The organism is Bifidobacterium rousetti (assembly GCF_008698235.1).
GTDB classification, from domain to species: domain Bacteria; phylum Actinomycetota; class Actinomycetes; order Actinomycetales; family Bifidobacteriaceae; genus Bifidobacterium; species Bifidobacterium rousetti.
This window is the reverse complement of the sequence record NZ_PEBH01000002.1, coordinates 89,429-104,235: the sequence shown is the minus strand read 5'-3', so window position 1 is coordinate 104,235 and position 14,807 is coordinate 89,429. Positions and strand designations below refer to the sequence as shown.

The 14,807-nt window shown below is 67.4% G+C and carries 13 protein-coding genes; 9 read left to right on the top strand and 4 right to left on the bottom strand.

Annotation, left to right across the window (positions count from 1 at the left end; translation table 11 throughout):
• The first annotated feature begins 83 nt into the window (after positions 1 to 83).
• Positions 84 to 1,571, top strand: coding sequence for a GTPase HflX (gene hflX, locus CSQ85_RS02970; RefSeq protein ID WP_150382800.1), 1,488 nt, complete (start codon positions 84 to 86; stop codon positions 1,569 to 1,571).
• A 245-nt stretch (positions 1,572 to 1,816) separates the two neighbouring features.
• On the top strand, positions 1,817 to 2,782 hold the full coding sequence (locus CSQ85_RS02965; RefSeq protein ID WP_107042168.1) for an L-lactate dehydrogenase: 966 nt from the start codon (positions 1,817 to 1,819) through the stop codon (positions 2,780 to 2,782).
• 223 nt (positions 2,783 to 3,005) lie between these two features.
• On the opposite strand, the gene CSQ85_RS02960 is transcribed toward CSQ85_RS02965, so the two are convergent.
• Both CSQ85_RS02960 and lexA read right to left on the bottom strand, forming a co-directional pair.
• Positions 3,006 to 3,917: a cation diffusion facilitator family transporter gene (locus tag CSQ85_RS02960; RefSeq protein WP_223846831.1), complete on the bottom strand. Its 912-nt coding sequence runs from the start codon at positions 3,915 to 3,917 to the stop codon at positions 3,006 to 3,008.
• A gap of 266 nt (positions 3,918 to 4,183) precedes the next feature.
• Complete coding sequence (gene lexA / locus CSQ85_RS02955; RefSeq protein WP_150382799.1) at positions 4,184 to 4,969, bottom strand: transcriptional repressor LexA; 786 nt, start codon at positions 4,967 to 4,969, stop codon at positions 4,184 to 4,186.
• A gap of 148 nt (positions 4,970 to 5,117) precedes the next feature.
• Between lexA and CSQ85_RS02950 the strand changes: the two genes are divergently transcribed.
• Together CSQ85_RS02950 and nrdR are read left to right on the top strand one after the other, a co-directional pair.
• Positions 5,118 to 5,402, top strand: coding sequence for a LysM peptidoglycan-binding domain-containing protein (locus CSQ85_RS02950; protein ID WP_223846797.1), 285 nt, complete (start codon positions 5,118 to 5,120; stop codon positions 5,400 to 5,402).
• A gap of 53 nt (positions 5,403 to 5,455) precedes the next feature.
• On the top strand, positions 5,456 to 5,899 hold the full coding sequence (gene nrdR, locus CSQ85_RS02945; protein ID WP_150383019.1) for a transcriptional regulator NrdR: 444 nt from the start codon (positions 5,456 to 5,458) through the stop codon (positions 5,897 to 5,899).
• Between the two features lie 127 nt (positions 5,900 to 6,026).
• Here the strand turns inward: nrdR and serA are convergent, their stop codons facing one another.
• Positions 6,027 to 7,226 (bottom strand): phosphoglycerate dehydrogenase, encoded by a 1,200-nt coding sequence (serA, locus tag CSQ85_RS02940; RefSeq protein WP_107042147.1) that lies wholly within the window; start codon positions 7,224 to 7,226, stop codon positions 6,027 to 6,029.
• A gap of 10 nt (positions 7,227 to 7,236) precedes the next feature.
• On the bottom strand, positions 7,237 to 9,516 hold the full coding sequence (locus CSQ85_RS02935) for a HelD family protein (protein WP_150382798.1): 2,280 nt from the start codon (positions 9,514 to 9,516) through the stop codon (positions 7,237 to 7,239).
• Positions 9,517 to 9,954: 438 nt separating this feature from the next.
• On the opposite strand from CSQ85_RS02935, the gene mraZ reads away from it, so the two are divergent.
• From mraZ to CSQ85_RS02910, 5 genes are read left to right on the top strand one after another with little or no spacing between them, the layout of a single operon-like run.
• Entirely contained in the window at positions 9,955 to 10,413 is a 459-nt protein-coding gene (gene mraZ / locus CSQ85_RS02930) for a division/cell wall cluster transcriptional repressor MraZ (protein ID WP_107042167.1), read from the top strand.
• 44 nt (positions 10,414 to 10,457) lie between these two features.
• Positions 10,458 to 11,498 carry a 16S rRNA (cytosine(1402)-N(4))-methyltransferase RsmH gene (gene rsmH, locus CSQ85_RS02925; RefSeq protein ID WP_107042166.1) on the top strand — a complete coding sequence of 347 codons (1,041 nt, stop codon included), beginning with the start codon at positions 10,458 to 10,460 and terminating at the stop codon, positions 11,496 to 11,498.
• A gap of 19 nt (positions 11,499 to 11,517) precedes the next feature.
• Positions 11,518 to 11,985 (top strand): hypothetical protein, encoded by a 468-nt coding sequence (locus CSQ85_RS02920; RefSeq protein ID WP_107042145.1) that lies wholly within the window; start codon positions 11,518 to 11,520, stop codon positions 11,983 to 11,985.
• Position 11,986: 1 nt separating this feature from the next.
• Positions 11,987 to 13,801: a peptidoglycan D,D-transpeptidase FtsI family protein gene (locus CSQ85_RS02915; RefSeq protein ID WP_107042144.1), complete on the top strand. Its 1,815-nt coding sequence runs from the start codon at positions 11,987 to 11,989 to the stop codon at positions 13,799 to 13,801.
• 42 nt (positions 13,802 to 13,843) lie between these two features.
• Positions 13,844 to 14,731, top strand: a complete 888-nt coding sequence (locus CSQ85_RS02910; RefSeq protein ID WP_107042143.1) for a UDP-N-acetylmuramyl peptide synthase — start codon at positions 13,844 to 13,846, stop codon at positions 14,729 to 14,731.
• Positions 14,732 to 14,807: the final 76 nt, after the last annotated feature.

The following is a 14,807-nucleotide window of genomic DNA, read 5'->3' as shown; positions in this document are numbered from 1 at the left end:
CGTTATAATAAGGAACCATAGTTCAATCGTGATACCACGCAACGCGTGAAAAAGAGGTGGCATTGACCCGCGACGCCGAACCCATGGGGATGTACGCAGACGAGACCGACCAGGACACGCACGGCGACGTGCTCGCCGAAGCGTCCGAGGTGCTGATCGAAGGGGGAGGCGAAGGCGTCTCATGGCATGAAAGCCATGACGAGGAGTGGCAGGAGCGAGAATCCCGCAACCAGCTGAAGCATGTGGCCGGCCTCGGCGAGCTCAAGGACGTCACCGAGGTCGAGTACCGCAAGGTGCGCTTGGAACGCGTCGTGCTCGTCGGCGTGTGGTCGAGCGCATCCACCACGCAGGCCAAGGCGGAGGAGTCCTTGAGGGAGCTCGCCGCGCTCGCCGAGACCGCCGGCGCCGTGGTGTGCGACGGTCTGCTGCAGCATCGCGCCAAGCCCGACGCCGCCACCTACGTTGGTTCCGGCAAGGCGCGCGAGATCGCCGACATCGTGGCGCGCGAGGAGGCCGACACCATCGTCGTCGACGACGACCTGCCGCCGAGCCAGCGCCGTGGACTGGAGGACGCCGCCAAGGTGAAGGTCGTCGACCGCACCGCCGTGATCCTCGACATCTTCGCCCAGCACGCCACCAGCCGCGAGGGCAAGGCGCAGGTGGAGCTCGCCCAGCTCGAGTACATGCTGCCGCGTCTGCGCGGATGGGGCGGCTCGCTGTCCCGTCAGGCCGGCGGCCGCGCGGCCGGCGCCGACGCGGGCATCGGGTCGAGGGGTCCGGGCGAGACGAAGATCGAGATGGACCGCCGCGTGATCCGCACGCGCATCGCCCGGCTGCGTCGGCAGATCCGCGAGATGGCGCCCGCGCGCGAGGTCAAGCGCGGCTCCCGCCGCCGCTACGGGCTGCCCACGGTCGCGGTCGTCGGATACACCAACGCCGGCAAGTCGTCGCTGACGAACCGGCTGACCGGTTCCAGCGAACTGGTCGAGAACGCGCTGTTCGCCACGCTGGACACGGCCGTGCGCCGCGCCAAGGCGAGGGACGGGCGCCTGTACGCCTACGTCGACACGGTCGGATTCGTCCGCCGCCTGCCCACGCAGCTGGTCGAGGCGTTCAAGTCCACGTTGGAGGAGGTGGGGGAGGCCGATGTGATCCTGCATGTCGTCGACGGCTCGCATCCGGACCCGTTCTCCCAGATCGACGCGGTCAACGAGGTGCTCGCCGACATCGAGGGCGCCGGCTCGATCCCGCGCATCCTCGTGTTCAACAAGTCGGACCGGTGCGACGAGTCCACGCTGGGCCGGCTCGCCTCGCTGGAGCCGGACGCACACATCGTCTCCGCATACTCCGGCGAGGGGCTGGACGGGCTGCGCGACGCGGTCGAGGCCCTGTTGCCGGTGCCCGGCGTGCACGTCGAGGCGCTGCTGCCGTACTCGGCCGGCTCCCTGCTCTCGCAGGTGCGCGAGTACGGGCACGTCGAGCGGGTCGAATGGCTCGACGAAGGGGTCAGGGTCGTGGCCGACGTGGACAGCGGGCTCGCCGCGCGTCTGGTCGAGCGGTCCATCGGATGAGCCGCATCGGATGAGCCGCTGCGCGGTGGGTCGGGCGACGGTCGGACGGGCGTCAATGTGACTTTGCCCACATTCGTTCCGCGTCGCTCGCGAGGGCGTGCTGTGAGCGATAACAGTCCAGTGCTCGCAACGATTTGGCGTACTCGCCGATATGCGATACGTCAGGTTGTCGGAGTACATTGAGAGCCGTTGGTTGAATGAATGACGCCCATGTCGGGCGTCCACTCTAAGAGAGGTTCATGAACATGGCAGAAACTCTGGTTACCAAGCCCACGAAGCTTGCCGTTATCGGTGCCGGCGCCGTCGGCTCCACCCTCGCCTTCGCGGCCGCCCAGCGCGGCGTCGCCCGTGAGATCGTCCTCGAGGACATCGCCAAGGAGCGCGTCGAGGCCGAGGTGCTCGACATGCAGCACGGCTCCAGCTTCTACCCGACCGTCTCCATCGACGGCTCGGACGACCCCGAGATCTGCCGCGACGCCGACATGGTCGTCATCACCGCCGGCCCGCGCCAGAAGCCGGGCCAGTCCCGCCTCGAGCTCGTCGGCGCCACCGTCAAGATCCTCCAGGCCATCATCCCGAACCTGGTCAAGGTCGCCCCGAACGCCATCTACATGCTGATCACCAACCCGGTCGACATCGCCACGCACGTCGCCCAGAAGCTCTCCGGCCTGCCGGAGAATCAGGTCTTCGGTTCCGGCACCAACCTCGACTCCGCTCGCCTGCGCTTCCTGATCGCGCAGCAGACCGGCGTCAACGTCAAGAACGTCCACGCCTACATCGCCGGCGAGCACGGCGACTCCGAGGTCCCGCTGTGGACCTCCGCCACCATCGGTGGCGTCCCGATGCTTGACTGGACCCCGCTGCCGGGCCACGAGGCGCTCGACGCCACCGTCCGCGAGCAGATCCACCAGGACGTCAAGAACGCCGCCTACAAGATCATCAACGGCAAGGGCGCGACCAACTACGCCATCGGCATGTCCGGCGTCGACATCATCGAGGCCGTCCTCAAGGACTCCAACCGCATCCTGCCGGTGTCCTCCATGCTCAAGGACTTCCACGGCATCTCCGACGTCTGCATGTCCGTGCCGACCCTCCTCAACCGCTCCGGCGTCAACACCGCCATCAACACCCCGGTCTCCGACAACGAGCTCGCGGCCCTCAAGCGCTCCGCCGAGACGCTGAAGGCCACCGCCGCCGAGTTCGGCTTCTGATGTGAAAACGGCGTCGCACGGAGCGCCTTTCGCACCGCCCGAGGTTCGACGTACCTTTGTACGCCTTCACCTCGGGCGGCACGAAATTCGCACGCGTGCGACGCCGTTTTCAACGGTTTTAATCGAATGTCGAACAGCTCGTTCGGCTGTGATGGTATGAAGCCTTACTGAAACATCGCCCCGATCGTTATGGTCGGGGCGATGTCATTCCTGGTGTTCTCCTTCAGTCCTCCGCCCTTGAATCGGAATCGGGGCGATGATCGGCGGCGTGCATCTCGGCGTCGGAGGGGGAGCGGTAGCCTTCCGGTTCGAGCTGGAAGGTGGTGTGGGGCACCGACACCGGGAAATGCTCGCGCAGGCAATCCTGCAGCTGTCCGAGGATGACGGCCGCCTGATCCATCGTGAGCCCGCGTTCGACGACGACATGGGCCATCAGGATCGGCATGCCCGTGGACACCGTGCTCGCATGCAGGTCGTGCACGGCCACCACATGGGGCACATGCTCCAAGTGCTCGCGCACCTTGTCCAGATCCAGCCCGTCGGGTGTCTCCTCGAGCAGCACGCGCACCGCGTTGCGCAACAGGCCGATGGCGCGCGGGATCATCATCAGGGCGATCACGCCGCCGGCCACCGCGTCGAATCCGTCCCAGCCGGTCGACATCATCACCAGCGCCGACAGCACCACCGCCACCGAGCCGAGCGCGTCGTTCATCACCTCGAGGAACGCCGCCTTCATGTTCATGTTGTCGCCGCGTTGCGAGGCGAGGATGAAGATCGACGTCACGTTCGCCGCAAGGCCGAGCACGCCGACGAACAGCAGCAGACCGACGTCCCCGACGCCCGACCGCGAACCGCCGAACAGGCGCATGCCCGCCTCCACCAGCGCGTACACGCCGACGATGAGCAGCACGATCGCGCCGGCCGCCGCCGTCAGCACCTCAAGCCGGGCCCACCCCCACGTACGGTGGCTGTTCGGCCTGCGTCGCATCAGCATCGCCGTCACCGTCGAGGCGATCAGCACGGACATGTCGGTGAGCATATGCCCGGCGTCCACCAGCAGCGCCAGGGAGCCGGTCAGCACCGAGGCGACCACCTCGATGACGAACACCGAACCGGTGACCGCCAGCGTCGCCATCAGCCGGCGCTGATGCGAGCCGGTCCCGTCCGCCGACGCCTGCGATCCGACTCCATGCGCATGACCGCCTCGACCGCGCTGATCCATCCGCCCCGTTTGACCCATCGTGTGTGCGTCCTTTCCCTTTGCCGTACCTGTACGTCAGCGTTGAAATCGCTTCTCAATACCATTCGCGTTTTGCCCGGGAAACACGAAGACCCCGGGGTTGGCCGGGGTCTTCGTATATCTCGCTGGTCGGCAGTGTAGCATACGCGCCTGCGGGCCGGCTAGAGCTTGCGCAGGACGGTGACGACCTTGCCCATGATCGTCGCGTGTGTGCCGTCGATGGGGGAGTAGGCGGGGTTGTGCGGCATCAGCCACAGGTGGCCGTGATCGTTGCGATAGGTCTTCACCGTGGCCTCGCCGTCGATCAGGGCCGCCACGATGTCGCCGTTGACGGCGTCCTGCTGCTCGCGGATCACCACGAAATCGCCGTCGCAGATCGCGGCGTCGATCATCGAATCGCCATGCACCTCGAGCATGAACAGCTTGCCGCCGGAGCCGGTGAGCCGTTCGGGCAGACGCATCACATCGTCGATATGCTGTTCGGCCGTGATCGGCACGCCCGCGGCGATGCGACCGACCAGCGGGACGTCGCGCGACTCCAGCATCGACTCCGACTCGCCGCCGACGGGGAACCGGTAGATGGTGGCGGTGCCGTTCGTGCGCATGCCATCGCCCTCGTCCTCGACGAGCGGCGCGAACCGTTCAGGGGATGCCTCGGCGCGGGAGGTGTGGGCGGAAGGCCCCTCCTCCTCGGTGCGCAGGATCTCGATGGCGCGGCCCTTGTTCGCGTTGAGCCGGATGTAGCCCTTCTGCTCGAGCGCCTGCAGCTGGTGCTTGACCGAGGAGGGGCTTTTGAGCCCGGCCGCCTCGCCGATGTCGCGGAACGAGGGGGCGAAGCCGCGTTCGTTCTGGTACGTCATGATGGCCTCGAGAATGCGGCGCTGACGTTCCGTGAGGGGTTTCGCGGGATCGTCCGCGGCCGCGGGGGCGAACGGGATGGTGCTCATGGGGCTCCTTTCTGCTTGGTCAAGCATACCGTGGACCACACAAAAGATCAAACATTTGTTCGACACGGCGAGTTGCGACGTTCGAACATCTGTGTCATAATCAGCACGGATGTTCGATAGAACATGTGTTCGAAAGGATGTGGTTTCCATGGAGAGACTGGTGTCGCGCGTCACGGTGCTTGTTCTGGCCGTTCTCGCCGTGTCCGCCACGTTGGGCGCGTTCACCCCGGCGCGCGCCGATTCGGCCGCCGCCCCGATGGCGGTGGAGAGCTATACCGTCCAGCCTGGGCAGACGCTGTGGACGTACGCCGAGATGGCCACGCCTCGGGGAGGGGACGTCGGCGCCACGGTGGACGAGCTCATGGCGCTCAACCACCTCGAGGACGCCTCGGTGCAGGTCGGCCAGCGCATCGTCATCCCCGCCGACGACTGATGCGAAACCCCGCGTGCAACGTTTTTCGGGGCGTACACGGTATGGTGGATTCCATGCATTGCCCGTACTGCCATCATGCCGATACCAAGGTCGTGGAGACCCGCGTCAGCGAGGACGGCTATTCCATCCGTCGCCGCCGCATGTGCCTCCACTGCAACAAGCGCTTCACCACGCTGGAGACCACCACGCTGCTCGTCGAGAAACGATCGGGGAGTCTGGAGCCGTTCAACCGGGACAAGGTCATCTCCGGCGTGCGCAAGGCGTGCCAGGGGCGTCCGGTCAAGGAGAACGACCTGAAGATGCTCGGCCAGCGCGTCGAGGAGTATCTGCGTTCCACGGGGCAGGCACAGGTCACCTCGGATGAGGTCGGCAAGGCCATCCTCAAGCCGCTGCGTGAGCTGGACGAGGTCGCGTATCTGCGCTTCGCGAGCGTATACCGGAACTTCGAGAACCTCGACGACTTCCAGTCGGCGATAGACGAGCTCAAGCACGAATAGCCGAGCACGGCCGGAACCCGGCCGAAGCGTGGCCGATGACGATCACGCAGACGACGGGAAACGATGAAGGCGGCTGGTCTCCCACAACTGGGAGACCAGCCGCCTTCATCGATGCCGGGGAGGCGAATCAGGAGATCACGCGCATGCGGATCGTGCCCTCGATGGCGCGCAACGCCTCGAGCGTGTCCTTCGACGGCTTCTGCGAGACGTCCGTCACCACATAGCCGAGCTCGCCTTCGGTGCCGAGGGACTGGGCGGCGATGTTGATGTTCTCCTCGCCGAGCACGTGGTTGACGCGGGCGAGGACGCCTGGCAGGTTCGCGTGCAGGTGGGCGATGCGCGTCACGCCGCGGTTGGGGCCCAGATTGATCTGGGGGAGGTTCACCGACAGGGAGGTCGAGCCTTTCTCCCAGTAATCCTCCAGACGCTGGGAGACGAAATGCCCGATCGACTTCTGCGCCTCGAGGGTCGAGCCGCCGATGTGCGGGGTGAGGATCATGTTGTCCTCGTCGGCCAGGGCGGTGTCGAACCGGTCGCCGGTCTTCTTCGGCTCGACGGGGAACACGTCCACGGCCGCGCCGGAGAGATGTCCGGAGTCGAGATGGCGCTTCAGCGCGTCCAGATCGGCCACGAAGCCGCGGGACGCGTTGATGAAGATGGCGTCCTGCTTCATATGTTCGAACTGGTCCTCGCCGAAGAACCCGGTGTTCGACTTGCGGCCGTCCACATGCAGCGTCACGGCGTCGGACTGCTCCAGCAGCTCGTTGAGCGTGGCGCAGCGGTGGGCGTTGCCCATCGCCAGCTTCTCCTCGAGGTCGTAGAACACCACACGCATGCCGAGCGCCTCGGCCAGGACGCTCAGCTGCGAGCCGATGTTGCCGTAGCCGATGATGCCCAGCGTCTTGCCGCGCACCTCGTGCGAGCCGGACGCGGACTTGTCCCACAGGCCGTGCTTGAGGTGGTGCGTGTGGGCGGGGATGCGGCGCATCAGGCAGATGATGTCGCAGATCACCAGCTCCACCACCGAACGGGTGTTGGAGTACGGGGCGTTGAACACGGCGATGCCCTGACGCCCGGCGAAATCGAGGTCCACCTGATTGGTGCCGATGCAGAAGCAACCCACCGCGGACAGCGTCGGACGGGCCTCGAGGACACGCTTGGTCACGGTGGTCTTCGACCGGACGCCGACGATGTCGACGCCGTCGAGGGCGTCGATGAGCTCGTCCTCGTTCAGGGCGCCCTTGGCCGTGACGACCTCGAAGCCGTGGTCGCGCAGCGACTTGGCCGCGTCGGGATGGATGTTTTCCAGTAACAGTGCTTTAGGCATGTCTCCCACCTTAGAGTTCCAGATCCTTTTCGTCCATCGTGGTCCGCACAATGGCCAGACGCTGCGTGGGCCGGGTCATCGCCACGTAGAGGTCGGCCGCCGAGACGAGACGGCTCGGCGCCTCCTGGTCGATGAGGCCGGGTTCGACGAGCACGACGGCGTCGTATTCGAGTCCCTTGACCTCCTCGGTGTCGCTGACCGTCACCTGACGGTCCCACGGCTCCTGATCGGCGATGCGTGCGGCCTCGTCGACGCCGAGGACCCGTCGCAGGGCGGCGTCGACGGCCGGAGCCAGCTCGCCGAGCAGCGATTGCGGGGCGATCACCGCGATACGGCCGGTGCCGTCCGTCGCCACGAACCGTTCGGCCAGACGCGCGGCCTCGTCGCAGGCGGCCCCGATCAGTTCGCCGCGGGACGGGACCGTCGTGCGCGAGACGGCGTCGGCGATCCGACGCACCGCGTGCACCGTGGAGATGTACAGCCCCTGCGCCTCGGCGAAGTGCCCGGCCAGATCGGAGACCTCCTGCGGGTTGCGGTAGTCGATGGTCAGTTCGTCGAGATCCCAGTTGCCGCGTCCGAAGAGGCGGTCCATCGTCTTCGGCCAGGAACGCGTGCCGCCGAGCGCGCTGGTCTGCGCCACGTCGCCCACGATCGTGAACGAGCGGGACGGACAGCGGCGCATCAGCATGCGCCAGTCCATCGCCGTGAGCTCCTGCGCCTCGTCGACGACGATATGGCCGTACACCCATTCGCGGTCGCGTCCGGCGCGCTGGGCGGTGACCTCCACGTCGTCGCCGGCGATCCGGTCGACCAGCATCTGCGAGGTGACCAGCCCGTTGCCGATGCCGTTCTGCGCCAGCGTGTCCTGCGCGAAGCGCAGCGCCTCCGCCTGCTTGGCCTCGTCACGGCGTTTGCGCGCGGCCACCTTCGGATCGTCGCCGAGCAATTCCATCGCCTCGTCGAGCAGCGGCACATCGGAGCGGGTCAGGGCGGAGCCCTTCGGGCGGACCAGCTCGGCCACGTCCTCGTCGCTCAGCCAGGGGGCGAAGCGACGCAGCTTGTCCGGCTTGGAGAACATGTCGTCGATCAGCCACTGGCCGGTCATCGGCAGCCACGCGAGGTTCAGGGCGACGCGCACCTGATCGTTCATGCGCAACAGCGAGACGGCGCGGTTGATCTCGTCCTGGTCGGGCGTGTAGTCGAGCTGCTCCTCGTAGCGCGCGCGCATCGCGGAGATCATCGACTTGACGAAGGTCTCGCGGGCCTTGTTGTGCGGCTGGCGGGTGCGCTTGGCGTCGGCCATGGCCTGTTCGATATCGACGGCCAGCATCGGCACGGGGATGCCGCTGATCCGCACGGTCGGCAGGTCGTGCGGCACGCGTTCGCGCGCGCTCACGGCGTTGCGGATGGCCGTGGCCATGCGGTGGTCGCCCTTGAGCTGGGCCGCGCGAGGGGAGTCGACGGCCGAGGCCTCGATGCCGGGGATGAGGTCGCCGATCGTGCGCGAGACCACGCCGGTCTCGCCCAGCGAGGGGAGCACCTGGTCGATGTAGTGCAGGAACGCGGAGCTCGGGCCCACGATGAGCACGCCGGCGCGTTCCAGCGTGCGGCGGTGCGTGTACAGCAGGTAGGCGGCGCGGTGCAGCGCCACCGCGGTCTTGCCGGTGCCGGGGCCTCCCTGCACCACGACCGCGCGACCCATCTCGGAGCGGATGATGTGGTCCTGCTCGGCCTGGATCGTGGCCACGATGTCGGTCATCTTGCCGGTGCGCCTCGAGCTCAGCGACGCCAGCAGGGCGCCCTCGCCGGTCAGCGTGCCGGAGCGCGAGGCCTCGCCCACCTGATCGGAGTGCACGTCGAGCACCTCGTCCTCCACGGCGACCACGTCGCGGAAGCTCAGCGTGATGTGGCGTCGCATCACGATGTCGCCGTGATGCGAGGGCGTGGCCTCGTAGAAGGGACGGGCGGCCTCGGCCCTCCAGTCGGTGAGGATCGGCTTGTGCGCCTCGTCGGTCAGGCCGATGCGCCCGATGTAGCGGCGTCCGCCGGCGGAGTCGTCGAGACGGCCGAAGACCAGACGGTCCTCCACGGCGCGCAGCTGGGTGAGACGGTCCTCGTACATCGTGGCGAAGGAGTCCCGCTCGGTGCGCTGCGTCGGGGACCCGTGCGATCCCGCGGCGCGCACCGTGTCGAGGCGCTGCCTCGCCTCGGCGCGCAATGCGTCCAGACGGTCGTAGGCGCGGGACACCGCGCGCTGTTCCTCCTCAAGCTGCGAGGCGTAACTCGACATGGTCGTACCGTTTCCCCTTATGTCTTGGCCGAAATTTTCAAGACATCCCAATTTACTCCTTCCCCCGAACGACCGGGGCCGCAGTGGGGGAAGAAAGGTGAATTTCATCTGAATTCGCGTGGGTTTGCATGCGGGTTCGCGGGTTCGCAGCTGGGTTCGCGTAAATCCGCGCCGCGGGATCACCGGAATGGTTCCCGGCGCCGTCAAAAAGCGCGGAAAGTGTGTTCGGGTGGGGAAAAATGGGGACTTGTGGGGTAAAGTGGGGGAGAAGTGTGGCGGTGGTGTGCCTGATGCGATGCGAAGGAGGTGGGGCGGATGGCCGACGGCAACGCGGAAGGCATGGGATTCGCCCCCTCCGGCGACACGTCGGGACAGGGCGAGTCCCCGCAGTCCCCGCAGGGTCAGGCGGCCCAGCCTCTGGGCGGCGTCGCGGGCGTGATGGCCGATCTGGGCATGCCCCCGCTGCTGCTCGGCACGTATTCGCCCAGGATCGACGCCAAGGGGCGCATGGCCCTGCCGGCCAAGATGCGCGGTCAGCTCGGTCAGGGGCTGGTCATGGCGCGTGGTCAGGAGCGCTGCGTGTATCTGCTGCCGGTGGCCGAGTTCCGGCGCATCGCGATGCAGATCCAGCGCGTCTCCGTGGGCAACAAGGCGGCCCGTGAGTACCTGCGCGTGTTCCTCTCCGGGGCCGTGGACCAGACCCCGGACAGGCAGGGCCGCGTGCTGGTGCCGCAGATGCTGCGCGACTACGCGCATCTGGGCGACGACGTGGTGGTGATCGGCGTGGGCACGCGCGCCGAGATCTGGGATCGCGCGACCTGGGAGACCTACCTCGCCGAGAAGGAGCAGGATTACGCGAACATCGCCGACGACGTGCTGCCGGAGGTGGAGTTCTGATGGATGCGACGAACGCAATGGATGTGATGGACGGACGGATGACGATGAACGACGAACACGGGCGGGATCTCGCCTCGATCCACAAGCCGGTGCTGCTGGAGGACTGCGTGCGCCTTGTCACGGGCGGCACCGCCACCGACGGACGCGTGGCGGCCCCCGTGATCGTGGACTGCACGCTCGGGCTGGCGGGGCACGCGACGGCCTTCCTCAAGGCGGCGCCCGCGGCCCGTCTGGTCGGCATCGACCGCGACGCCGAGGCGCTGGGCCTCGCCACCGAACGCATGGAGCGCGAGGGCCTGGCCGACCGTTTCACGCCGGTGCACGCCGCCTTCGACGAATTCACCGAGGCGCTCGACGAGCACGGCATCGGCCGGGTCGACGCCGCGTTCATGGACCTGGGGCTGTCCAGCCTGCAGATCGACGAGACCGACCGCGGCTTCTCCTACTCCCACGACGCCCCGCTCGACATGCGCATGGACGTCTCCCAGCCGCTGACGGCGCGGCGGGTCCTCGCCGAATACGACGAGCGGTCCCTGACCCGCATCTTCAGGACGTACGGCGAGGAGCGGTTCGCCCGCCAGATCGCTCGCCGGATCGTCGAACGCCGCGCAGAACGCCCGCTCGAGACCTCCGCCGAGTTGAACGAGCTGGTCGACGAGGTCGTGCCCAAGGCGCACCGCCCGGCCGGCAACCCCGCCAAACGCGTCTTCCAGGCGCTGCGCATCGAGGTGAACGGCGAGCTGGACAAGCTCGCGCGCACCCTGCCGCAGATCGCGCTGCGGCTCAGGGGGCACGGGCGCATCGTCGTCGAGTCCTACCACTCGCTTGAGGACAAGACCGTCAAGACGTTCATGACGACCGGGCTCGTCGCCGACGTGCCTCCGGACATGCCGGTGGTCCCCGCCGACGCCCGTCCGTTCTTCCGGGAGCTCACGAGGGGGGCGCTGAAGGCGGACGAGACGGAGATCGCCGCGAACCCGAGATCCGCCTCGGTGCGGCTGCGCGCGGTGGAACTCGTCAGACCGATACCGCGCAGAACCGTCGAACGGTTCGAGTCCGAAGCAAGCACATCCCACCGCCAGTAAGGGGAGAGGAACTAACATCATGGCATCCGCAGCACGTTCCCTGCGTTCCAACGCCGTGCCGGCGTCGCGCCGGCCCGAGCCCGCCGCCGTGCCGGCGTCACGCCCCGAGCTGCGCGTCGTCAACGGCGGCCGCGCCGACAAGGACGATCTCGCCGCCGGCTTCGGCCGGTTCATGGAATGGGTCCGCACCCGTTCGGCGCCCACGGTGCATATCGTCGTCGCCGTCGTCTTCCTCGCCGCCACGCTCATCGGTGCGCTGATGCTGCGCACCCAGATGGTGCAGAACGCCTTCGAGGTCTCCTCGCTGGAGACCTCCATCGCGCGGCTGACCCAGGACGTGCAGGACGATCAGGCCAGGCTCAACCAGCTCGAGGCCTCGCTGCCGCAGAAGGCCGACGACATGGGCATGGTCCCGCAGTCCAGCTCGGTGTCCATCGACCTGAACGGATACAAGGCATCCGACCCGGCCTCGACGGAAGGCAAATGACATGAACTTCATCAGGGCGTTCGCACGCCGGCACCGGCTCGACTCCTTCATGATGCGGTGCCTCGCGGTCGGACTGGCGCTCGCCGTGGTCGCCGGCGCGTGCCTGATCCAGCTGGCCAGCGTCCAGCTGCTGCAGGGGCGCGCCACGGCCCAGGCCGCCACGGACATGCGCACCAGCAGGATCACGATCCGCTCGAACCGCGGCCGGATCACCGACACCAACGGCACGGTGCTCGCCCAGAGCGTCGAGCGGTACAACATCATCGGCATCCCGGACGCGGCCACCGCGTTCACGCCCGTCGCCTGCGGCTCCAAGCAGGCCAAGACCCTCGGCTACTGCCACCAGATCGACGGCAAGCCGGTCGGCGCGACCGGCGCGGCCGCGGTGGCGCGCCTGCTGGCGCCGGTCCTCAAGGTCGACGCCCTCGAGCTGGGCGCCAAGCTCAACGGCGACGGCATGTACCTCGTCATCAAGAAGGACGTCACCCCGGCCGTCAAGCGCAAGATCGACAAGCTCGGGCTCGCCGGCATCGTCTACGGCGAGCTGAGCAGCGAGCGCGTCTACGCCGAGAACACCCTGCTCGGCTCCCTGCTCGGCGGCGTCAACGACGAGGGGGAGGGCGCCGCCGGCCTCGAACGCACGCTCAACGAGACGCTCAAGGGCACCGACGGCTACACCGTCTACCAGCGCAGCAACGGTGGCGGCGCGGTCATCCCCGGCACCGTCACCGAGTCGAAGGAAGCCGTCGACGGCAAGGACGTGAGCCTGACCATCGACGCCGACGTGGACTGGTACGTCAAGAAGGTGCTCACCGAGGGCGTCGCGAGCTTCCACGCCAAGTGGGGCGTGGCCGTGGTCGAGGACTGCCGCACCGGCGAGATCATCGCCCTCGAGGACAGCGACCAGATCCAGGCCGGTTCCGACTCCGCCAAGCTCAACGCCTCGAAGGCCGTCACGCAGACCTTCGAGCCCGGCTCGGTGGGCAAGGTCCCGGCGCTGGCCGCGATCCTCGAAAGCGGCGCGCACAAGATCGACGACAAGTTCACCGTGCCCTACGAGATCGACTGGAACGGGCAGAAGTTCCACGACTCGCACGAGCATGGCAGCGAACACTGGACGCTGGCGGGCATCCTGAGCAACTCCTCCAACGTCGGCATGGTCATGGCCGCCAAGGACGTCACCCCCCAGCAGCGCTACGACATGCTGACCAAGTTCGGCATCGGCCAGTCCACCGGTCTGGACCTGCCCGGCGAGACCAACGGCGTGCTCACGCAGTCCTCCTCCTGGGACGGCCGCACCAAGGACACCGTCCTGTTCGGCCAGGGCTACACGGTCAACCCACTGCAGCTGACCCGCGCGATCTCCATCATCGCCAACGACGGCGTCAGCCGCAGGCAGTCGGTCATCAAGTCGGTCACCGACGCGGACGGCCACGTCACGGACAAGGTCCACAACGAGGCCACCCGGGTCCTTGACGAGGAGCACGCACGGCAGATCAGGAACGCCATGGAGTCGGTCGGCGAGGAGTACAAGTCCACCGCCGGCGTCGAAGGCTACCGCGTCGCCGCCAAGACGGGTACCGCCGAGGTCGCGGGCGCCGACGGCCGCCTGACGTCGATCGTCGCCGACTTCGTGGGCATCCTGCCCGCGGACAACCCCCGTTTCGTCGTCACCGTGATCATGCAGGATCCGGACGGCACGTACGGCGGCCTCACCTCCGGTGCCCTGTTCTCCAAGATTGGTGAATTCCTTATGCAGAAGTACGAGGTGCCGAATTCGTCCCCGCGCACTGATGCTATTGCAGTGGATTGGTGAACCGCGGATGAGTCGGATGAGACAAGCGATGAAAGGGACACTATGAGCGCAGTGAGTGAGTCCATCATGCAGCGCATGACGCTCGGCCACCTCGTCGAGCACTACGGATGGGAGCTGGTGCCCCCGTTCGCGGGTCATGTGACCGTCACCTCGCTCGCCGACGACCTCGATTCGATCGAGCCGGGCGCGCTGTACTATCCCGCCCACGACATGGACGAGGACACGCTGCGCCGGGCCCGCCGGCACGGCGCGTACGCCGCGATCGTGCCGACCGCCGACCGCGAGCGCCTCAAGGACCCGGACATGCCGCTGCTGTTCGCCGACCCGACGCCCGAGCAGATGGGCACGCTCGCCTCGCAGATGGCCGGCAACCCCTCCAACACGCTTGCGATCTTCGCGGTGAGCGCCTCCACGCCGCAGGAGGGGATCGCCACCGTCGACAAGCTCGCACGGTTCCTGCACATGCTCGGCAACCCCGTGGGCACGATCAGCGTGGGTGGCTCGTATTCGCTCGAACGCAAGCTCGATCTGGATTATCCGCTCGGGATCATCGACCTGCAGCGCACGCTGGCGATCTGCGCGGAGGACGGCGCCGCGGCCGTGGTCATCGCGCTGAACGACCTGACCGTGTCCGCGCATGCGCTCGAATCGGTAAACGTGGACGTCTTCGGATCCTCCCTGCCGGCCCCCGCGAACGCTGACCGCGCGGTGATCGAACGCATGCAGTCCGAATACGGCTTCCGCGCCGACGAGCAAATGCGCGTGACCAGCCCCACCGAGGAGTCGGACACGCTCGCCCGATACGCCACCGAGGGCGACGACCCGGCCGAGCGCTCGCGCCTGTCGCTCGCCATCGCGATGGTGCTCGCCGCCGGCGTGCGCCGCAACAACATCAGGAACGCGCTGCGTGTGGCGGGGGATCTCGAGTAGGCGGTCCGGGCGCCGGTCGGGCCCAGGAAACCCGGGAAACACAGGAACGTATCAAACCATCCAAGGACAATGAGGA